20 protein-coding genes and 1 pseudogene are annotated in these 19221 nt (G+C 63.7%); 13 read left to right on the forward strand and 8 right to left on the reverse strand.

The genetic code is table 11. From position 1 onward, the window contains the following. Positions 1–241 precede the first annotated feature (241 nt). Positions 242–796 carry a PAS domain-containing protein gene (locus ACVIIW_RS31555; RefSeq protein ID WP_456704271.1) on the forward strand — a complete coding sequence of 185 codons (555 nt, stop codon included), beginning with the start codon at positions 242–244 and terminating at the stop codon, positions 794–796. Between the two features lie 218 nt (positions 797–1014). Then, positions 1015–1803: a Crp/Fnr family transcriptional regulator gene (locus ACVIIW_RS31560; RefSeq protein WP_456705319.1), complete on the forward strand. Its 789-nt coding sequence runs from the start codon at positions 1015–1017 to the stop codon at positions 1801–1803. Between the two features lie 272 nt (positions 1804–2075). Here ACVIIW_RS31560 and ACVIIW_RS31565 read toward each other — a convergent pair whose 3' ends face one another. After that, entirely contained in the window at positions 2076–2561 is a 486-nt protein-coding gene (locus tag ACVIIW_RS31565) for a phasin (protein ID WP_456704272.1), read from the reverse strand. A gap of 232 nt (positions 2562–2793) precedes the next feature. On the opposite strand from ACVIIW_RS31565, the gene ACVIIW_RS31570 reads away from it, so the two are divergent. Both ACVIIW_RS31570 and ACVIIW_RS31575 read left to right on the forward strand, forming a co-directional pair. Further along, a complete protein-coding gene (locus ACVIIW_RS31570) occupies positions 2794–2937 on the forward strand; it encodes a hypothetical protein (protein ID WP_456704273.1) in 144 nt (47 codons plus the stop codon). A 29-nt stretch (positions 2938–2966) separates the two neighbouring features. Continuing rightward, the gene (locus tag ACVIIW_RS31575; protein ID WP_456704274.1) at positions 2967–3482 is read left to right on the forward strand and encodes a GNAT family N-acetyltransferase; all 516 of its coding nucleotides are present in this window, start codon (positions 2967–2969) and stop codon (positions 3480–3482) included. On the opposite strand, the gene ACVIIW_RS31580 is transcribed toward ACVIIW_RS31575, so the two are convergent. The 3 genes from ACVIIW_RS31580 to ACVIIW_RS31590 form a co-directional block, all read right to left on the reverse strand. After that, a complete protein-coding gene (locus ACVIIW_RS31580; protein WP_456704275.1) occupies positions 3457–5196 on the reverse strand; it encodes a serine hydrolase in 1740 nt (579 codons plus the stop codon). The genes ACVIIW_RS31575 and ACVIIW_RS31580 overlap by 26 nt on opposite strands. 99 nt (positions 5197–5295) lie before the next feature. Next, positions 5296–7311 (reverse strand): DEAD/DEAH box helicase, encoded by a 2016-nt coding sequence (locus tag ACVIIW_RS31585; RefSeq protein WP_456704276.1) that lies wholly within the window; start codon positions 7309–7311, stop codon positions 5296–5298. Between the two features lie 111 nt (positions 7312–7422). Beyond that, a complete protein-coding gene (locus ACVIIW_RS31590; protein ID WP_456704277.1) occupies positions 7423–7656 on the reverse strand; it encodes a hypothetical protein in 234 nt (77 codons plus the stop codon). Between ACVIIW_RS31590 and ACVIIW_RS31595 the strand changes: the two genes are divergently transcribed. Together ACVIIW_RS31595 and ACVIIW_RS31600 are read left to right on the forward strand one after the other, a co-directional pair. Continuing rightward, on the forward strand, positions 7649–8137 hold the full coding sequence (locus ACVIIW_RS31595; protein WP_456704278.1) for a hypothetical protein: 489 nt from the start codon (positions 7649–7651) through the stop codon (positions 8135–8137). The two genes, ACVIIW_RS31590 and ACVIIW_RS31595, sit on opposite strands and share 8 nt — an antisense overlap. 71 nt (positions 8138–8208) lie before the next feature. Beyond that, complete coding sequence (locus ACVIIW_RS31600) at positions 8209–8577, forward strand: cupin domain-containing protein (RefSeq protein ID WP_456704279.1); 369 nt, start codon at positions 8209–8211, stop codon at positions 8575–8577. On the opposite strand, the gene ACVIIW_RS31605 is transcribed toward ACVIIW_RS31600, so the two are convergent. The 3 genes and pseudogenes from ACVIIW_RS31605 to ACVIIW_RS31615 all read right to left on the reverse strand — a co-directional run bounded on the left by ACVIIW_RS31605 (position 8574) and on the right by ACVIIW_RS31615 (position 10841). Then, positions 8574–9086, reverse strand: coding sequence for a hypothetical protein (locus ACVIIW_RS31605; protein WP_456704280.1), 513 nt, complete (start codon positions 9084–9086; stop codon positions 8574–8576). The two genes, ACVIIW_RS31600 and ACVIIW_RS31605, sit on opposite strands and share 4 nt — an antisense overlap. A 108-nt stretch (positions 9087–9194) precedes the next feature. Next, a pseudogene (locus tag ACVIIW_RS31610) lies at positions 9195–9618 on the reverse strand (VOC family protein). Between the two features lie 71 nt (positions 9619–9689). After that, positions 9690–10841, reverse strand: coding sequence for a zinc-binding dehydrogenase (locus tag ACVIIW_RS31615; RefSeq protein ID WP_456704281.1), 1152 nt, complete (start codon positions 10839–10841; stop codon positions 9690–9692). A 196-nt stretch (positions 10842–11037) separates the two neighbouring features. Between ACVIIW_RS31615 and ACVIIW_RS31620 the strand changes: the two genes are divergently transcribed. The 6 genes from ACVIIW_RS31620 to ACVIIW_RS31645 all read left to right on the forward strand — a co-directional run bounded on the left by ACVIIW_RS31620 (position 11038) and on the right by ACVIIW_RS31645 (position 17198). After that, the gene (locus ACVIIW_RS31620; RefSeq protein ID WP_456704282.1) at positions 11038–11991 is read left to right on the forward strand and encodes an acyl-CoA desaturase; all 954 of its coding nucleotides are present in this window, start codon (positions 11038–11040) and stop codon (positions 11989–11991) included. Between the two features lie 29 nt (positions 11992–12020). Then, positions 12021–12983: a pyridoxal-phosphate dependent enzyme gene (locus ACVIIW_RS31625; RefSeq protein ID WP_456704283.1), complete on the forward strand. Its 963-nt coding sequence runs from the start codon at positions 12021–12023 to the stop codon at positions 12981–12983. Between the two features lie 362 nt (positions 12984–13345). Next, positions 13346–14563 carry an MFS transporter gene (locus ACVIIW_RS31630; RefSeq protein ID WP_456704284.1) on the forward strand — a complete coding sequence of 406 codons (1218 nt, stop codon included), beginning with the start codon at positions 13346–13348 and terminating at the stop codon, positions 14561–14563. Between the two features lie 149 nt (positions 14564–14712). Then, positions 14713–15324, forward strand: a complete 612-nt coding sequence (locus ACVIIW_RS31635) for a PilZ domain-containing protein (protein ID WP_456704285.1) — start codon at positions 14713–14715, stop codon at positions 15322–15324. Positions 15325–15653: 329 nt separating this feature from the next. Then, positions 15654–16280 (forward strand): transglutaminase-like cysteine peptidase, encoded by a 627-nt coding sequence (locus ACVIIW_RS31640; RefSeq protein WP_456704286.1) that lies wholly within the window; start codon positions 15654–15656, stop codon positions 16278–16280. A 708-nt stretch (positions 16281–16988) separates the two neighbouring features. Continuing rightward, on the forward strand, positions 16989–17198 hold the full coding sequence (locus ACVIIW_RS31645; protein WP_456704287.1) for a hypothetical protein: 210 nt from the start codon (positions 16989–16991) through the stop codon (positions 17196–17198). An 18-nt stretch (positions 17199–17216) separates the two neighbouring features. On the opposite strand, the gene ACVIIW_RS31650 is transcribed toward ACVIIW_RS31645, so the two are convergent. Continuing rightward, a complete protein-coding gene (locus ACVIIW_RS31650) occupies positions 17217–17924 on the reverse strand; it encodes a GntR family transcriptional regulator (RefSeq protein WP_456704288.1) in 708 nt (235 codons plus the stop codon). 268 nt (positions 17925–18192) lie between these two features. Between ACVIIW_RS31650 and ACVIIW_RS31655 the strand changes: the two genes are divergently transcribed. Continuing rightward, entirely contained in the window at positions 18193–19179 is a 987-nt protein-coding gene (locus tag ACVIIW_RS31655) for an ABC transporter ATP-binding protein (RefSeq protein WP_456704289.1), read from the forward strand. Positions 19180–19221: the final 42 nt, after the last annotated feature.

Consider the following 19221-nt stretch of genomic DNA (forward strand, 5'->3'; position numbering starts at 1 on the left):
GCCGAGAACCTGGAAAAACCGCGAGGCTTGCGACCGCGATCACCATAGCAGGCGCGCAGCCGATGCAAAGTGCATAGTTAATTTAACGTTAACGACGCAAAGATAGCGCACGGGGCACCGAAAACGCGCTCGCGGCATGGACGCTGCAATTCCCCTCCTGCACAACATCAAAGGGATCTCAGGTGCACTGATGCGGGACAGGTTTGTCCCACGAGGTTGCGCCGAGGGGTGAGCGTCAACAATGAAACATCCGTCGAGCCGCGCGTTCTTTGCGTATTGGGACAAGAAGCGCGGCAGCGCTCGGGCCCCTGACCGGGCCGATATCGACCCGGCCGCCGTGCGCGAACTGCTGGGCGATATCTTCGTCCTGTCCTGCGAGCCGAAAACAGGCTTTCCGTTCCGCGTCGCCGGCACCCGCGTCTGCGCGCTTGCCGGCAGCGATCTCAAGGACCAAGGTTTTGCCGCGCTGTTCGCGGAAGCAAGCCGTCGCGAGATCGAGGAGATCACCACCATCGTCGCCGACGAGACGTTGGGGGCCATCGCCGGCCTCGTCGCGGAGCGCGAGGACGGCAGCAAGGCCCATCTCGAGCTGCTGCTGCTGCCCTTCAATGCCCGCCCGCACACGCCGGTGAGCGTAACAGGCGTGCTCGCGCCGTTCGACGACGAATGCGGCGCGCTCGGGCCCTTCACCGTGACGTCCTGGCGCTATCTGCACCAGCCCGAGAAATTGCTGCCGCGCGCGATCCGCAAGCTGCAAATCGCACGCGGGCTGATGGTGTATGAGGGGCTCAGGTAGAGCAGCCGTCCGCGCAAGGTGTGAAAACGGCCTCGACCATCGCCTTCTGAATCGGATGGCGATCAGACACGCCGGGCTGGGGCTTGCGATCCGTTAACGGAACCTTACCTGCTACAACACGTTTGCCAGTTTGCCGCGCGCGTATCTGCACGGCAACGCGGCTCGGCTGGAGACGATGCCGTTTCCCGGCCGCTTCCGTCGAGGGATGGTTACCCGTGATGGAGCACGCGACCAGAGTTGGTAATCGCCTGTTAGCTGCGTTACCGCCGGCCGACTTCGCTTTGCTTGCACCGCATTTGCGGACGGTACCGCTCCCGCACGACGCAGTCCTGGTTCGATCGGGCGATCGGATCGATCAACTCTACTTTCCCTGCAGCGGCGCGGTCGCGCTCATCATGGATCTGCCGAACGGACAGACGGCCGCAACCTCCGTGATCGGCAACGACGGCGCCATCGGACTCTTGACGGCGCTCGGCCCGCTCCGCTCACCCATGACCGCGGTTGTCCGCGTCGCCGGCACCGCGTTGCTAATTCCGCCCGCGAGATTTCAGGCGGCGCTCCAGCGCAGTCCCGCTATCAGAAGTTTGGTTCAGCTTCTCGCCAGGGCGATGATGACACAAGTCCAGCACGTCGCGGCCTGCAATGCGTTGCACTCCGTCGAAGCCCGCCTGGCCCGCTGGCTGCTTCACATTCACGATCGGACGGATGGCGGCGACGTTCTGCCCTTGACGCAAGAGACGTTATCGGAATTGCTCGGCGTCCGCCGCACGACGGTCACGCACGTCGTAGGCGCACTTCGAACGTCAAGGGCCCTGAAATCCAGTCGGCGCGGTCACCTCGAGATCGACAGGCAGCGACTCGAGGCCGTTGCATGCGAGTGCTACAAGGTGATGCACCGCAGGATAGATCGGATCGTTTCGCAGGATGCCTTGAAGCTCCTTCACGCCGCGCCGCCGCCGAACGATTCCATGCCCCCGGACTTCCCGTTCACCAAGGCCGAGTCGTAGACCCAAGCCTCCTTGGCGAACCACTCGTGCGTTGCCGCGCACATCCGGCAATATGTCCGCGAAAAAAACACTGCGCTGCACCTAAATCGTTCGCGATCCATCTCGATACCCGTCGAAATGACCCTTCCCGTTTCCGGGCACTTGATCATCACCATACCCATCTTGGTTCCTCCAGATTTACATCACCTCACGGCGAGGGTGGCCGCCATCGGCTGGACGGCGTCTCTTCTGGCGGAGACGCTCGTCCAGCCGCTTCACGCGGCCGATAGCTTTCAAGCAGTTCTGTGCAGAACCCGGTCGAAGCTCTTCTTGATCGGCTCGGTCGTCTCGATCGCGGCCTTTTGGGCCAGGTCCCAAAGCTCCCGGTTCTGGGCGGAAGCCGCTTCAAAGGTCTTGCGACCATGGGCGGTGGAAAGGTTCACGAGATCCGCAAATGATCTCGCATCAGCGAGCTGTGAGAGGAGATCCAGCGCGGAGGTGGTCCTGGCGTTGGATATTGCGATGACCTTGGTGCCGTATTCGGCGGCATTCTTGGCATTGGTCGAACACGCTTCGTAGAGAGCGCCGGTGATTTCCTCGGAAGTTGCCTTCATCTGCTCGAAATTTGCCTTGGCCCGCGCAGCGGCCGGCTCGGTGAGATTGCCGAAGATCGTCTGGATGTTGAAAAAGGGTACGTCGAATTGAAGCTTTGCGCTTCCGTTGGGCATTCCATTCAGCGGAGCCGAGTTCGTTTCGGCTTTCACATTGGCATCACTCACGGGCTTTCATCCTTTCAAGCGAAACTAGATAATGGATTGAAGACTCCCCGAGGCGTCCGGATGCTTGCCGCACCGGGACGCCAGTGCTCCTACTTTCACGTTGTGGGATGCCGCTGCGGATGCACCGGTCTCGATCCCTGCCTGAGCCAACTATGGCCAAAGACTGTGGACGCTTCGGTTCGCTTTCAGACTCTGTGCTTGATTTTATTCGAATCATGCGACGAGGCGGCGCATGACCGCATTCCGCCTCTTTAAAGTTGCTGCCATCGTATGCGCCAACTTGAGATCAGCACCGGCGTTCGCGCGCCGGGCGACGCCTGCAGCGGCGATGCCCGGCGCGCGCATTATCGCGGGGCGCCGCATTGCGACGGAATAAAATGCACTTGATGATACGGAGCAGCCGAGATGACCGAGCCGCATTGGCGCCACGCGCGTGCCGGAGACCTCCTCGCGATCAGCGCGATCGCAGCGCGGATTCACCCTGAACTCCCCGAGCGTCCCGAAGTGCTCTCGGAGAAGATGCGGCTTTGTCCGGACGGTTGTCGCGTGCTCGCCGCTGGCGACGAGATCGCAGGCTACGGCCTTGCACATCCCTGGATGCAGCGACACGTTCCGCCGCTCGACGGCTTCCTCATCCGATTGCCGGAGGCGGCGGACTGTCTCTATTTGCACGACATCGCCGTGCTGCCCGGCTTCCGCGGTGGCGTGGCGCGCGCGTATGTTGCAGAGATCGAGGGGGTCGCACGTGCGTCAGAGATCACGACCATTGCGCTGGTCTCGGTCTACGGCACGCGCGGCATGTGGCAGCGTTTCGGCTTCCGGCCCGCCGCAGCGGATGCGGCGCTTCGCGACAAGCTCTCGTCATATGGCGCGGGCGCGACCTACATGCTGCGCGCTATTCCGCCACGCGGTCGGCGATGAACGTGCCGTTCGGCTGATGGAAGATGATCTGGCCGACAATCGCGCCCTCCCCGCGAAACTCGACGGCAAATCCTTCCAGCTCGATGATGCGAAACCGACGACCCTGCTGAGGCTCCAGGCGATAGGCCGGCTGATAGTCCGGCTTCAGGATCAGCCGCCCCTCATCGTCCAGCGTTATCCGATGGCTGATCGAGCCGCTCCTGAAGTGCCCGACACAGCGGGCGCGGAATGCGGGATCGAGGCAGTCGCCGGCGGCGCGACGCTCGAAGACGATGTCCTTCACCATCGGCTCCAGCGGAACCGAAAGGTGCACGATCTTGCCTTCGCGGTCGGTCTGGAACGTGATCGGAAGATTGTCCGGGTGCAGCTTGTCGATGATCTCCGGCGTCACGAAGGTCTCGAAATGCCGGTGCGACAGCGGCGCCCCCATTCCGCGCCACGACCAGTGCAGCACGCCGTCCTGCTCGCGGATCGATATCACGCCGTAGGCGGGATGGACGTAGTCTCCGGCGTAGGCCGACAAGGCGTGCGCCGGCCTGGTGTCCTTGTGACGCGATTTCTCGCGCGCCTCCTTGTCGGCCGGGATGTGGGCAATGAAGTCGTCGCGCATCTTGCGAAAGCGCGCGAGCCAGTCGACCGGCTCGCGTCCGCGCAGCCGATCGATGATGTACCATGTGAGGATCGGCGGGATTTCGCTCGGGCTGCGGTTGGTCAGCACGGCGACGCCGATGCCGGCATCGGGCACCAGCGTCATGAACGAACCCCACCCGGTCCATCCGCCACCGTGCGAGATGTGGCGATCCCCGCGATAGGTGTTCGACTGAAAACCCAATCCATAATGCGCATCGCCGAACTCGGAAAATTCCGACTTGCGAATGTGGGCCAGCGGCGCATGCAGCTGCTCGACCAGTGCCGCAGGCAGCAAGCGCTCGCCGGCAAATTCGCCCTTGCCGAGATGCAGCCGCATCCAGTTGGCGAGATCAGCGACCGAGGTGTTGATGGCGCCGGCCGCTGTGGTGCGGATCGGCAACCGCAGCGCCGGCAATCGCGTGTCGACGTTGATCATGTAGGGCTTCGCCGGCTCGGATCCCGCTTCGAGCTCGTCCAGCGCGAAGCTGACGTTCATGCCGAGCCTGCTGGTCAGCCGCCCGCGGACGAAGGCGTCAAAGCTCTGCCCGCTCAATCGCTCGATCAGGAGCCCAACGGCGTTGTAGCAGAGATTGTTGTATTGCCAGGCCGCACGAATATCGCGGCTGAGTTCAAGATGGCGCATCAGCGGCAGCATCTCGGCCGGCGAGAGATCTCCCGGCAAGTGAAGCCAATCGTGCCGCGGCAGCCCCGACTGATGGCTCAACAGGTCGCGAATGGTGACGCGTTCGGCCGCCACCGGATCGGAAAGGCGAAACTCCGGCAAGTAGTCGCGGACCGGTTTGGTCCAGTCCAGCACGCCCTCGTTATGGAGCAGCGCGATCGCGGTCGCGGTGAATGATTTCGTGATCGAGCAGATCACGAAATGCGTCTGCGGCGTGACCGGCAGATCCGCTTCGATGTCGCGCTGGCCATAGCCGCGTGTGAGCACGACCTCGCCGTCCTGCACGATGGCGAGTGCGGCGCCCGGCACTTTCCAGACCGCCATCGCTTCCGCGGCGAGCCGGTCGATGTCGGGGATCAGGGACGCGAGCGAAACATCGGGACGATCGGATGACGTATGCATGACACCTGCAAACCTTGTGAGGTGTGCAGGCTACCGGCTTCAACGTCGAATGGAAACCCGATCGACGGGCCCAAAGTGCGTGCCGCCAGCCGCCGCTGTTCAGCCGCGGTGCTTCTTCTTGCCCTTCTTCCCGGAGGCGCCGGGCCATTCAGTGACCGACGGCGCATGTTTGGCGTCGCCGGATTTGTTGCCGAACTTCTTGTTCTTCTTCCCGAAGGCCGGCTTGCCGAATTTGCCGCCGTCGTAGGGCTTGACGTCAGACTTGGCGTGCGGCTTGCCCTGGTCCCTCGCCTCAGGCTTTCCGCGCGGCCTGTCGTGCTGCTTTCGCTCGTTCGCATTCCAGGGATCGTCGCTGCGGCGAACGACGCGATCGTCGTCACCTTCATCGCGCCGTGGCGCACGAGAGCGCTTCTCCGGCGACATCTGCTCAAGCGGCGCGCCCGTCATCGCCTCGATGCGGATGCTGTCTTCCTTGTCCGGACGCTTGACCTTGAGGGCAAAGGACTCCGCGACCCTCTCGGAGATCTCGAACTCGGTGGTGGTGTCCGAAATCTTGATCGCCCCGATGTCGCGCTTGTCGATGCCGCCGCGGCGGCAGATCATCGGCAACAGCCAGCGGGCTTCCGCATTCTTGCGACGTCCGATGGCGGCCCGGAACCAGACGGTGGGCTCCGCCATGACGTGCTTTTTCCCTGATTTGGCGGGAAGCCGCCGCTCAGACCGGTCATCACCGCGCGGCTTGCGATCGTCGCGCGGCTTGCGATCGTCGCGCGGCGTGCGATCGTCACGTGGCCGGCTGCTGCGCTCGCCGGGATCGATGATGTCTTCAGGCGACGGCAGCCGCGCGCGATAAAGCCGCGCCAGCGCAGCTGCAATATCCTCGGCCGACCGCTCGGCCAGCAAGGCCTTCGCCAGCTCCAGATCGTCTGATGTCGTCTCCTCGGTGAACAGCACGTCCTTCATGCGCTGATGATCGAGCTTGCGGATCTCGTCCGCCTGCGGCGCCATGCCCCAGTTCGCCTCGATGCCGGACAGGCTCAGCAGCACCTCCGCACGCCGCCGCCGTACCGGCGGCACCAGCAGGACGCTGACACCCTTCCGGCCCGCGCGCCCGGTGCGGCCCGAGCGATGCTGCATCACCTCGGGGTCATTCGGCAGGTCCGCGTGAATGACGAGGTCGAGGCTCGGCAGGTCGATGCCGCGGGCGGCAACGTCGGTCGCGACGCAAATGCGGGCGCGCCCGTCCCGGAGCGACTGGAGCGCCAGGGTCCGCTCGTTCTGGGTCAGCTCGCCGGACAATGCGACCACGGAGAAACCACGCTCCAGCAGCGCGGCCTGCAAGTGCCTGACGGCATCGCGCGTGTTGCAGAACACCAGCGCGCTCGGGGACTCGTAGAAGCGCAGCACGTTGACGACCGCATGCTCGACATCACCGGGAGCAACCCGGATGGCACGATACTCGATATCGGCGTGACCGCCCTCGTCGCCCGCGACCTCGATGCGAAACGCATCCTGCTGATATTGTTTTGCCAGCGCCACGATGCCGCGTGGAAAGGTCGCGGAGAACAGCAGCGTGCGGCGCGTCTCCGGCGTGGTCTCGAGGATGAACTCCATGTCCTCGCGAAAACCGAGATTGAGCATCTCGTCGGCCTCGTCGAGCACGACGACCTTCAATTGCGAGATGTCGAGGCGGTTGCGCCGAAGGTGATCGCACAGGCGGCCGGGCGTGCCGACGACGATGTGGGCGCCAGCGGCCAGCTCGCGCTGCTCCCGGCGCGGGTCCATGCCGCCGACGCAGGAGACGACGCGCGCGCTGGCATGAGCATAGAGCCAGGTGAGCTCGCGCTGAACCTGCAAGGCGAGCTCGCGGGTCGGCGCGACGATCAGGGCCAAAGGTGCTGCGGCCCGTTCGAACGTCTCGGCATCGCCGAGCAGGTCCCTGGCCATGGCCAAACCGTAAGCGACGGTTTTGCCGGAGCCTGTTTGCGCCGACACCAGAAGATCGCGTTCGACAGTATCTTCGCCGAGCACGGCGAGCTGAACGGGGGTCGGAGAATCGTAATTGCGCTCAGCCAGGGCACGGGCGAGCGGCGGGGTCAGGGCCGGAAAGGACACGGGATGAAAACCTTGGTTGGTCCGGGCGCGGAACGGAAAGCCGTGGGCCTGGCGCTGCCCTCGCGGCAGAAGACCCGGTCACACCCATGATGATCTTGATTTGGACGCTCTTTACGCCAGCAGCGGCGAAATCACCATGCCTTTGATGCATGGCATTGGCGACAGGGTGAACAGGCCCGGGATGCTCGGCCGGCCATTTTGGGGTGCTTTGGCCGCGGAACGGCGGATTTTGGCGGCCATTTCGCCTAAATTGGGCGCGATCACACGGACCAGGAATGCACGTATGGCCTCATCAGGCGAACGTCGGTGCGGCGACTGCACGCTTTGCTGCAAGGTGATGGCCATCGAGGCGCTCGCCAAGCCGGTGGGCAGCTGGTGCACACATTGCAAGCCCGGCCGCGGCTGCGCGATCTATGGCGATCGGCCCGCCGAATGCGAGGCGTTCGCCTGCCTCTGGCTCGCTAATGGCCTCCTCGACGAACGCTGGAAGCCGAGCCGCTCCAAGCTGGTCCTGACCACGTCCGAGGACGGCGTCGAAATCCGCTGCGACCCCGGCTTTCCCAATGCATGGCGTAGGGAGCCCTACAAAGCCGAGATCCGCGCCTGGGCCGCGGAAGGCGGGCGCAACGACATGACGGTTGTCGTGATCATCGGCCAGCGCACGATCCTTGTCACGCCGGAGCACGAATTCGATCTCGGCATCGTGGGACCGGATGAGCGCATCGTGCGCGAGCTTGAGGGCACCAAGGTGGTGGGCGCGACGGTGGTGAGGGCGAGTGAGCTTGATGCCACTTCGGAGGTCGGCGGAGCAAGATCGACCAGTTGACGGATAGGTGTCTTGCCACACCGATCATCCGATCGCAGGTTCTGCCTCACGGAAACGGATACGGATCAAACATGGCCGACAGCATATCGCTTGCCGACAAGTTAGCTACCTTCACTGATTATTGGTCGCCGCGCACGATCACGACCTTCAACGGTTGCGACGTGATGGTGGTGAAGGTGAAGGGCGAATTCACCTGGCACAAGCACGACGATACCGACGATTTCTTTCTCGTTCTCAAGGGCCAGTTGGATATCGAGCTGCGCGACCGCACTGTCACGCTCGGGCCGGGCGAGCTCTATGTGGTGCCGAAGGGTGTCGAGCATCGCCCGGTGGCGCGCGAGGAGGTTCACCTCATGCTGATCGAGCCGACGGGCACGCCGAATACGGGCGACAAGGCCACGGCCGCAGCGCGCAAGCTCGCATGGAGGGCGCAGCCCTAATCCCTTGACGTCACGAGCCTGCTGAAGCTGCCGGCCAACCGCGCCCTGACCCGCACGAGAGAGTCCTTCGCGGCGCGGCTTAGGGCGCGGATGGCGCGCCAGGCTTCCGTTGCCTCCAGCCACGCCTTCATCTCGGTGAACTTGCCGTAGCACCATGCGAACGCCGGAATTCGCATCAGCTTGTCGCGGGTGAGATGGAACAGGCGCTCGACCAGCACCAGCTTGAGCAGCTCGCAGCCGACGAACGCCGCCACGCCGCTCAGGAACTGACCCGTTGCGACGAGATAGGCCGCCAGCGGCTTGATCGGCTCCAGAATGATCACCGGCACGGAAAACAGCGCGAGCGACGGATATGGCGGCAGCGATCTGATCCAGGCGCGCAGCCGCTTGAATTCGAAATGCCGGGCAATCCAGCGGGAGATTGGCATTGCCACGGCCATGAACACCGCATCCACCAGGAAGTAGATGGCCGCCAGGATGTAAGTGACCGGTTTCAGGACTTGCTTCACGGTACCTCTCCCGTGAACTGAAAGCCGGAACTCGGGCCTAAGTTTCACCCCGGCGTGAATAACTCGGGGATTTTCGACGGAACTTTTGGGGCGTTCGGCGCGGCCGGATCAGATCTCGGCATAGATTTCCAGAAGATTGCCGTCGGGGTCCCGGAAAAAACAGCGTCCGATGCCCAAACGACTGGTTCGTCGGCGGCGACAACAGCGCCACGCCCTGCCGCACGAGCTCGTCGGCGCAGGCATCGACCTCGGCTGGAGAGACCTTGAAGGCCAGTTGCAGTGAGGCACTCCCCGCCGGTATCGGCGCGTCGGCCGCTGTGCGGCTTGGTCGCGCCAACGCGAGCGTGTTGCTGCCGAGCCCGTACTCGATCCAGTTCGGCGACAGCTCGCGCCGCACAGACAGAGCGAGCACGTCTTCATAGAAGCGGCGCATCGCCGCCATATCGCGCACGAAGATGACGGTGTAGTCGATGGCGCGGATGGCGCTGAAGACAGAGCGACGCTTGGGTCCGGATGGTTGTCCGTTTGTCATCGTGGCCTTTTATTCCAATCGCCGGTTCGCGGGACCGGCCGCCCAGATCACGCTGCATCCGGGCTACAGTCCTACTCCACCAGATCGGGCCACGGCACGATGGTCGATTTCACCGTCTTCATCGCCATCGCGTCCTTCACGGCTTGCGAGACGCCCGCTTCCGTGAACGGATAGATCGTCTGCATCTTCAGCCAGGGATATTTGTCGCGGGTGCGGTAGAGCATGTCGACGCCGAGCGGGAGATCATTGCCTGTGAAACCCCACGAGCCCAGCACGTTGAGGTCCTTGGTGCAGATGCGGTGCCATGAGGTCTCGATCGAGCCGGCATCGGTGAACTGGCCCATCTCGACGTAGGTGCCGCCGTCGCGCAGCATCTCGATGCCTTCGGGGCCGGCGCTCGGATGGCCCGAGCAATCCATGACGAGGTCGGCGCCGAAGCCGCCGACGATCTCGCGGACACGGGCGATGCGCGCCTCGGGCGATTTGATCGCCTCGATGTTCACTGTCGCTTCCGCGCCGAACTCACGGGCGAGCTCGAGCCGCGGCTCTTCCGGCGCACCGACGCAGATCACGCGCCCTGCTCCCATCTCCTTTGCTGCCGCCACCGCCAGAATGCCGATCGGGCCGGAGCCCTGGATCACCACCGTGTCGGCCCAGCTGAAGCCGCCGGCGCGGGTCGCCCGATTGAAGGCACGGATGCAGGAGGTCAGCGGCTCGGACAATGCGCCGAGCCGCAGCGACATGTCGTCGGGCAGCTTGTAGATCTTGGTGCCCGGCAGCATGTCGAGATCGACATAGACATACTCGGCCCAGCCGCCCCACATGTGCGGCGGCTTGTCGAAGCCGAGATAGCGGCCGTAATAGACCGGCGTCAGGCATTTGTTGGCGGTCAGCGGATAGTGGATGCAGTAATGGCAGCGCCCGCACGGCATCAGCGGCGGGATCATCACCTTCGATCCGACCTCGAGCGGCTTGCTCATGAAGTCTTCGGTGAACTCGTCGCCGCATTCGACGATGACACCGCCGAGCTCGTGGCCGAGCGTGAACGGCCACGGCAGCGGTTTCGGCCAATGCCCCTTCAGGATATGCAGATCGGTGCCGCAGACGCCGCACGCACCGATCTTGATCAGCGCACCCTTGCGGCCGACCTTCGGCCACGGCACCGTCTTGATCACGGGCTCGGTGCCCGGTCCGGCGTGGGTGCATACGCGGATCTGGTCCATGGCAGTTTCCTCGCGGCCCGCTTGTTGTGGTTAATTGGTTGCGGGCTCGCGATCAGCCTATGACAGCCGCGCGACGTTGGAAACAGCAACGCAGATGTTGACACGCCGCGGTTGTGTCCGCAGGTTGCGTGCACCGGGGCAAAGCCTGCTTCGGGTTTTCGCGGCGTCCTGCGCCGCTCTCAGCCGGGATCATCAGATGGAGACGCGACCGGGCTCGGAACGAATCTTTGTCGCGCCTGACACCGATCCGCTGGACGGACATGTGCAATGGGCACCGGAGAAATCGCTGTGGCTGGCGGGCATGACCATGGCCGCCATCGTGCTTGCGCCGGTCTGCTTCTCCTGGTCGGCATTTACGCTCTTCCTCGCGGCCGGCGCCATCACGCTCTGCGCCGGGCATTCCGTCGGCATGCATCGGAAGCTGATCCATGCGAGCTTCGACTGTCCGCTCTGGCTCGAACATCTCTTCGTCTATCTCGGCACGCTTGTCGGCATGGCCGGCCCGTTCGGCATGATCCGCCTGCACGACTTTCGCGACTGGGCGCAGCGCCAGGGCGCGTGCCACGACTATTCCCGCCATCACGCCGGCTTCTGGCGCGATGCATGGTGGCAATTGCATTGCCGCCTGGTGTTGCGCCATCCGCCGGACTTCCGGCTCGAGCCGAGGCTCGCCGGTGACCGGTTCTATGCCTTCGTCGAACGCACATGGATGTTGCAGCAATTGCCGTGGGCTCTCCTCTTCTTCGCGATCGGCGGCATGGACTGGCTGGTCTGGGGCATCTGCGTGCGCGTCAGCGTCTGCGTCACCGGACACTGGCTGGTCGGCCACTTCTCCCACACCAGAGGCGAGCAAATCTGGATCATCGATGGCGTCGCCGCCCAGGGCTACAATGTCCGCCTCGCCGCGCTGATCAGCATGGGCGAGAACTGGCACAACAACCATCATGCCTCTCCGGGCTCGGCGAAGATGGGGCTGTTGCCGGGACAGGTCGATCCCGGCTGGTGGCTGATCCGGGCGCTTGAAGCCGTCGGGCTCGTCTGGAATGTCAGGACGCCGCACAATCTGCCGGAGCGGCCCGGGCTGCGGCGGCTGACGGAGGCGACGTTCACAGGATTGGTCGAGCCGTCACAAGAGCTGATTGGACGCTAATCTCCGCGCGCCTCATAGTGGCTGGGCTCATGAGCCACAATTCCGGAAAGAGAGTCAGTCGCGTGCTCGACCTGTCTACAGACGATCTCGAATTCGCCACCCGCCGAGTGGTCGCGACACCGATGCGGTCTTCTCCTGCGTTGGACGCCCGGATGGGGCGAACGATCTACGTCAAGGATGAAACCGTTCAACACGGAGGATCGTTCAAGTTTCGGGGGGCGATTCTCGGAGCCAAAAATGCAGCGCATGGTGTGGTGGCAGCGGGAGCCGGCAACTTTCCGATTGCTGTCGGCTTGGCCGCTCGAGCGCTCGACAAACCTGTATGCCTGGTCGTCCCCCACGACGTGCCGGACTTCAAGAGAGCGCAGGTGATAGAAACAGGAGCCGAGATAGCGTTCACGGACCGCTCGGATCTCGTGGCACGCGCTCGATTGGAAGCCCAGCATCGGGGCTGGAGCAACTTGCATGCTTTCGAAAGCACAGAGATGGTCATGGGGAGTTACACTTTGGGCTCGGAGATCGCGGCCGCCATCCGAGAGAAAGGCGCAGGCAGGGATGCTATCGTCGTGGCTTGTGGCGGTGGCGGACTGGCGGCAGGTGTCACCCTTGCCTTGCGATCCCGATCGATCGACGCAGCCATCTACGTCGTCGAACCGCAAACGCACCGGCGCTATGCCAAGGCCCGCGAAGCCGGGGAGCCGATCACGATCAGTCCCTCCGGAGAGACCATCTGCGATGCGCTGCAATCGCGTCAGATCGGTGCCCTCGCATTCGACGTGCTTGAAAGATCAAACGTCCATGTGTCTGCCGTCGACGATGGTCTTGTGAGGGCGGCAAGGGGACTTCTGCGAGAGATGTATGGCATCCGTGCAGAGCCCAGCGGCGCTCTGGCGATGGGGGCGGTGCTGGGAGGTGTCGTGGGCAAAGAGCACGATCGCTTATGGGTGATCGCCTGCGGAGGCAACGTACCTTCCTCCGGCGATGAGAGTTGACGGGCTTGCATGAACGAGGCGGAGACCGCTGTGCCGGATTGCGCTACGCTCCATCCGGGCTACGGCGCCTGCCACAAGCTCCATCGTCATCCTGAGGTGCTCTCCTTGCGATGCGTCAGCATCGCAAGGAGAGCCTCGAAGGATAGGCTGCGGGCGCTTGCGGGTCATCCTTCGAGGCTCGCTTCGCTCGCACCTCCAGCGACAACCGCTTCGCGGTTGCGCGGGATGACGGTTGAGTGTGTTGCGGCAGTGCATGGCTGCTGTTCGAGCACACCCAATTGTCTTGAGCCGCCCACACCGAACGTGTAAGGCCCCAAGAGTCCTTTCCTGGTGCCCGCTTGAACCCCCTTCCGCAAAACCCCATGGCCGCGTCCGGATCGTTCGCGGCGATGAAGTCCGTGCCTTATCGGCTGCAGTTCATCGCCTATGTGCTGGCGATGATGGCCGACAATGTCGAGCATGTGATCAGCTATTGGGTGGTGTTCCAGAAATTCCACTCGCCGACGCTGGGCGGCTTTGCGGTGCTGTCGCACTGGCTGCCCTTCCTGCTGCTCTCGGTCGCGGTCGGCGGGCTGGCCGACCGGTTCGATCCGCGCCGCATCATCCAGTGCGGCATGCTGCTGTTCATCGTGGCATCAAGTGGATGGGGCTTCTACTTCATCACCGACACCATCCAGATGTGGCACGCGATGCTGCTGCTGGTGATCCATGGCTGCGCGGGTGTCCTTTGGCAAACACCGAACCAGCTGCTGCTCTACGACCTCGTCGGCCCCGCAGACCTTCCGAGCGCGGTCCGGCTGAACGCGATGGCGCGCTATCTCGGCATCCTGGTCGGACCTGCGGTCGGCGGAATCATCATGCTGACGCTCGGCGCCTCGCACGGCATCATCTTCAACACGCTGTTCTATCTGCCGATGCTGCTGTGGCTGTTCTGGGCGCCGGTGCGCGACAGCAGCCTCGCTGTCAGGCGGTTCGCGGTGCGCGGCCTTGCCGACATCCTGCTGACCATCCGCGCCATCGGCACCCAGCCGGTGCTGACCGCGATGACATGGCTTGCCGGGCTCACCTCCTTCATGATCGGCAACGCCTATCACGCCCAGATGCCGGGCTTTGCCGGCGATCTCGGCCATGGCGATCCCGGCGTGTCCTACAGCGTGCTGCTGGCAGCCGACGCCGCCGGGGCACTGCTCGCCGGCATTGCGCTGGAATCCTGGGGACGCCTCAAGGGCACGCCGCGTACCGCGATCCTGCTCGCGACCTTCTGGAGCCTGGCCCTGCTCGGGTTCGCGGCGGTGCGGATCTATCCGGTCGCGATCGCGCTGCTGTTCGGCGCCGGCTTCTTCGAGCTGTCCTTCAACACCATGGCGCAGGCGCTGGTGCAGCTGAATGCGCCTTCTGACATCCGCGGCCGCGTCGTCGGGCTCTACAATATGGCCGGGCTCGGCATGCGGGCCTTCAGCGGCATCACCGTCGGCGTGTTTGGCGCGGCGATCGGCATTCACTGGTCGCTGGGACTCTCGGCCGCCGCGCTGCTGGGGCTGCTGTGTCTGCTTTACGGGCGGGCGACCAGGAAAGCCTAGGGCGCAGCCCGATACCGTCCGCCCCTGATGTGGCTTTTTCAACGCGTCGTGTCGCTCGGTATTCGCCGCGCCAGATCATAACGCGGCATTAACCCTATGCAGCTTAGGGTGGTGTTGGACTCCGCCAGGCGGGGGGTCGGGTTGTGAAAATGGCGTTGGCGAACAAAAAATTTCTTCCAGCCGCAGAGGAACGTCGGCGTTTCCAGCGGGTGAAGGTGCACCTGCTCGGCCGTTACATGCTGCCGGATCGCCGGGAATTCCCCTGTCAGGTGATCAACATGTCGCCCGGCGGGCTCGCGCTGCTGGCGCCCGGCATCGGCAATGTCGGCGATCGCGTGGTCGCCTATCTCGACCATATCGGCCGGGTCGAGGGCAAGATCACAAGGATCATCGACAACGGCTTCGCCATGACGGTGGGCGCGACGCCGCGCAAGCGCGACAAGCTCGCGGCCCAGCTGACCTGGCTTGCCAACCGCGACATCCTCAATCTGCCGGAAGACCGCCGCCACGACCGCATCGTGCCGCGCAACCCGATCGCGGTTCTGACGCTCGAGGACGGTACCAAGATGACCTGCCGCATCATCGACCTGTCGCTGTCGGGCGCAGCCATTGCCGCGGAGAACCGCCCACCGCTGAGATCGACCGTATTGCTCGGCCGGGTCCAGGGGCGCGTGGTCCGAAACCTCGAAGACGGCTTCGCACTCGAGTTCCTGCATTCGCAGCCGATCGAGACTCTCGAAGAGAGCGTTACCGCGCGGTAAAGCGAAAGCACAGCAAAACCCCGGCTTTTCCAGCCTCAAAGGCGGCCTCCGCGATGCGGAAGCCGCTTTTTTCGTATCTTGACGCGACCGCACGCGGGTTAACGTGCGACCTGCTCCCGGCAGAAACCCCAGTTCCGCCAGCGTGCGCGCGTTAATTGCTACAATTTGAATCAATTGCAGTCGTTTCAAATTTTAGTCGAATTCACTTCAAGTATAGATCGATTTGGCCGCGACTTTTACTTGTATTCGTCTCGACTTGACTTGACTGACTTAGCGGCAACTCAAAAGCTCCGTGCGAGATGTGGTCCCAACAAGAAACGGGGGCCGCAATGTTGGACTTCACGGGACAGGGGAAGGCACTGGCACTTGTTGCCATGCTGTTCGGGATCAGCGCGACAGCGCAGGCCGGCGAAGGCCGTCTGCTCTACGCCAGCCTCGGCGACACCACGCGTGCGCCGATCGGCTGGGTCGAGTTTTGTGCCGAGAATGCCGCCGAATGTCAGGGCGGGCCGACGCAGCCGCGCGACATCGTGATGTCGCAGACCGCGTGGCGCGACCTGACCAAGGTCAATCGCTGGGTCAACGAGACGATCAAGCCTTTGACCGACCAGGACCACTGGGGCGTCGTGGAGAAATGGTCGCTGCCGACTGACGGTTACGGCGACTGCGAAGACTACGTGTTGTTGAAGCGCAAGATGCTGATGGATGCCGGTTGGCCGCGTGAGGCTCTGCTCATCACCGTCGTGCGCGACAGGAAGGGCGAAGGACATGCGGTGCTGACGGTGAAGACCGACAAGGGCGAGTTCGTTCTCGACAATCAGAACGAGAACGTCGTCGCCTGGACGGAGACCGGCTACCGCTTCGTCAAGCGCCAGTCGCAGGCCGATCCCAATGTCTGGGTCTCGCTCGGCGATACCAGGCCGGCGGTCTCCACCGCCAGCGCAAGAGATCAGTAGTTGAGAGAGAAACGAGTTACGCGACCGGTCACATCCCCACCCCTCCCCGTCCCAGACCGGATCGCGCGCGGCCAGGCTTCCCCCAAAGCCTGGCCGCAACAATTTTGGGGCGGTCGGGTCAGCGGTGCCAGACTGTTCCTGTAGGTTCTGCCAGCCTTGATGGGATCTTCGACCAGCCTGATGGCGTCGCGCGGATTGCCGTCGACCACCAGGAGATCGGCGAGCGCGCCTCCCCAACCACTCCGAGCTTGTTTGAGCCGCTACGCGATTGCAGCCTTTGACCGCCACGCCAGAGTGAGCCAGCCGGTGCCGTGCGACTGCAGGTCGAGGCCATCGCACCACTCCGCGGAACGGATCTCAACAGAAGATGACTTGGGCTGAAGAACTCAACGTCGGCTCCGTTCCAGAGCTCGATACGCTCCGAGCATTTTGCGTGCAGAACCCGCAGCCAGCCAATTTGCAACCGCAGGACTTTTCGCACTTCAGCCATTTCCTGCGAGAGCGCTTGTTCTTCTCCGACAGGTAAGCACGACTGTCGCGCTGGCGTCGAACTCGACTCACTCAAATGACCGGCATTCGCGCGACAGGAGTGATCGAGCAGATGTTGCAACGCCGCCATGTGGGAGTACGATCGCCACCATGATCTCGTGGGGATGGGCGGCACAAGGGTTGAAAGCGAGGGGCGAGACCTGAACGACGAGGCGTAACATGGTGGCGCAAACGAGTGACGGACGTATCCTGCTGGTCAAGAAGCTCGGCGGACTCATCGCAATCATCATCGGATGCCTGCTGACCGCGGTCGGCGTGACCTTTGAATCCAGTGGAACGACTTTCGTAGGCGTTCTCTTCCTGGTGGCGGGCGCTGTTTTGCTTGTGCTGAAGATCATCAGGCGGAACGACGGATCGTCGCTGCCATAGCGGGCCGGCGCGGCTCGCTTATGCACCCAGCACGTCCGCGAGCCGCAGTTCGTCAGCAGCGGGATCTTTCAGGAACAGCTCGGCCTCGATCTCGTTCAGATGCGACAGCATCTGGGCGCGCGCGGTCTCTCCGTCGCCCTTGCGGATCGCGGTGACGATCCCGGCATGATGATCGGTGCCGCAAGCCGGCGTGTCGTGGCGGCGATAGAGCAGGATGATCAGCGACGAGCGCGCGATCAGCTCCTTCAGGAAACCGAGATATATGCTGTGGCCGCTCATCTCGGCGATAAGCCGATGAAAATCGCCGGACAGCCGGACCGAGGCGCGCGCATCGCCGCGCGCCTCGGCCTCGCGCTCCTCGGTCAGGTGTTGCTGCAGGCGATCGATCCACGTCGGCGACACCGCGTCGACGGCGTGGTCGACGATGGTCGGCTCGATCAGGCGGCGCGCCTCGAACACCTCGCGCGCGTCAGCCGGCGTCGGGCGCGCGACGAAGGCGCCGCGGTTCTTCTCGATGTTGACGATGCCCTCGTGCGCGAGCTGCTGGAGCGCGGTGCGAACCAGCGTTCGGCTTGCGCCATAGATCTCGCCGATCTCGTCCTCGCCGAGCTTGGTGCCCGGCAACAGACGGTGCTCGAGGATTGCCGCGGTCACACCCTCCCTGATCCGGATAACGCGATCGCCCACGTCGGGCGCGTCGGATCTCGGGCGGGATTTGGCGGCCATTAGTTCGAAGTCTGGGTTTGAGGACTCGATCGGAGATGGTCAGTCTCGGATCGTAAACGATGAGTTGTATCCAATCACAGGCGAAACTTTATACAATCTTCGCCCATTTCGTGTGCACACCCCGCCCGCCCCCTGCGTCGCACAAATGTGCCGAAGTTCGATCTAACGACCTGACTTCGCTGCACAGTTTTCCAATTTGGCAATTTTGGCGCTGTTGGCACGGACCTTGCGGAGAGGGGCAGAACATCGCCTCTCTCGCGGACATGCCATGGCCACTCCCGCCGCTCTCGAACTGGTTGCCGTCACCAAGCGCTATGACACCACGCTGGCGGTCGACAATGTCAATCTGAAGATCCCCGCCGGCACCTATTGCTGCCTGCTCGGCCCGTCCGGCTGCGGCAAAACCTCGACGCTGCGCATGATTGCCGGCCATGAGGCAGTCAGCGAGGGCGACATCATCCTGGGCCCGCAGAACGTGACCGATTTGGCGCCCGCCAGCCGCGGCACGGCGATGATGTTCCAGTCCTACGCGCTGTTTCCGCATCTGAGCGTGCTCGACAATGTTGCTTTTGCCCTGAAAATGCGCGGCATCGACCGCGCGACCAGGCACAAGCGCGCCGGCGAGCTTCTGGAACTGGTGGCGATGAGCCCCTACGCGGGTCGCCTGCCCGCCCAGCTCTCCGGCGGCCAGCAGCAGCGCGTCGCACTCGCGCGTGCACTGATCACCGAGCCGCAGATCCTCCTCCTCGACGAGCCGCTGTCCGCGCTCGATCCATTCCTGCGCGTCAAGATGCGCGGCGAACTCAAACGGCTGCAGCGCGAGCTCGGCATCAGCTTCATCCAGGTCACCCACGGCCAGGAGGAGGCGATGGCGCTTGCCGACCACATCGTGGTGATGAATCAGGGCAAGATCGAGCAGCAGGGCACGGCCCGCGACATCTTCCACCATCCCCGCACCGAATTCGTGGCGCGCTTCATCGGCGGTCACAACGTCCTCAGCGACGCCGGAAAACTCATCGCCGTGCGCGCCGATCAGCTCGGCATCAAGCCGGTCACTGACGGCGCGTTCGGCGCGCCGGCGCTGCTGACCCAGACCGAGTACCAGGGCTCTTATGTCGCCGTCTCGCTCACGCTCGACGACGGCACCGCCCTGTTCTCCCACGTTCCCGAAGCCACCTTCGATGTCCATCCGTTCCGGCCGGGCGATCGCGTGCTGGCCACCTGGGATCCCGCCAAGGCGCAACGTCTGCAATAGCGCCGTCATCACAGAAAATGCGCAACACAGAGGAGTGACTGG

Source organism: Bradyrhizobium sp. USDA 4449 (assembly GCF_054056275.1).

Excerpts from the sequence above, each read along its gene's own strand:
- ACVIIW_RS31620 (WP_456704282.1), top strand. The coding sequence starts at position 11,038 with ATGGAGACGCGACCGGGCTCGGAACGAATCTTTGTCGCGCCTGACACC.
- ACVIIW_RS31590 (WP_456704277.1), bottom strand. The coding sequence starts at position 7,656 with ATGGCCATCACCTTGCAGCAAAGCGTGCAGTCGCCGCACCGACGTTCG.
- ACVIIW_RS31580 (WP_456704275.1), bottom strand. The coding sequence starts at position 5,196 with ATGCATACGTCATCCGATCGTCCCGATGTTTCGCTCGCGTCCCTGATC.
- ACVIIW_RS31650 (WP_456704288.1), bottom strand. The coding sequence starts at position 17,924 with ATGGCCGCCAAATCCCGCCCGAGATCCGACGCGCCCGACGTGGGCGAT.
- ACVIIW_RS31645 (WP_456704287.1), top strand. The coding sequence starts at position 16,989 with ATGGTGGCGCAAACGAGTGACGGACGTATCCTGCTGGTCAAGAAGCTC.
- ACVIIW_RS31625 (WP_456704283.1), top strand. The coding sequence starts at position 12,021 with ATGAGCCACAATTCCGGAAAGAGAGTCAGTCGCGTGCTCGACCTGTCT.
- ACVIIW_RS31570 (WP_456704273.1), top strand. The coding sequence starts at position 2,794 with ATGACCGCATTCCGCCTCTTTAAAGTTGCTGCCATCGTATGCGCCAAC.
- ACVIIW_RS31615 (WP_456704281.1), bottom strand. The coding sequence starts at position 10,841 with ATGGACCAGATCCGCGTATGCACCCACGCCGGACCGGGCACCGAGCCC.
- ACVIIW_RS31655 (WP_456704289.1), top strand. The coding sequence starts at position 18,193 with ATGGCCACTCCCGCCGCTCTCGAACTGGTTGCCGTCACCAAGCGCTAT.
- ACVIIW_RS31640 (WP_456704286.1), top strand. The coding sequence starts at position 15,654 with ATGTTGGACTTCACGGGACAGGGGAAGGCACTGGCACTTGTTGCCATG.
- ACVIIW_RS31630 (WP_456704284.1), top strand. The coding sequence starts at position 13,346 with ATGGCCGCGTCCGGATCGTTCGCGGCGATGAAGTCCGTGCCTTATCGG.
- ACVIIW_RS31560 (WP_456705319.1), top strand. The coding sequence starts at position 1,015 with ATGGAGCACGCGACCAGAGTTGGTAATCGCCTGTTAGCTGCGTTACCG.
- ACVIIW_RS31635 (WP_456704285.1), top strand. The coding sequence starts at position 14,713 with ATGGCGTTGGCGAACAAAAAATTTCTTCCAGCCGCAGAGGAACGTCGG.
- ACVIIW_RS31595 (WP_456704278.1), top strand. The coding sequence starts at position 7,649 with ATGGCCATCGAGGCGCTCGCCAAGCCGGTGGGCAGCTGGTGCACACAT.
- ACVIIW_RS31555 (WP_456704271.1), top strand. The coding sequence starts at position 242 with ATGAAACATCCGTCGAGCCGCGCGTTCTTTGCGTATTGGGACAAGAAG.
- ACVIIW_RS31600 (WP_456704279.1), top strand. The coding sequence starts at position 8,209 with ATGGCCGACAGCATATCGCTTGCCGACAAGTTAGCTACCTTCACTGAT.
- ACVIIW_RS31575 (WP_456704274.1), top strand. The coding sequence starts at position 2,967 with ATGACCGAGCCGCATTGGCGCCACGCGCGTGCCGGAGACCTCCTCGCG.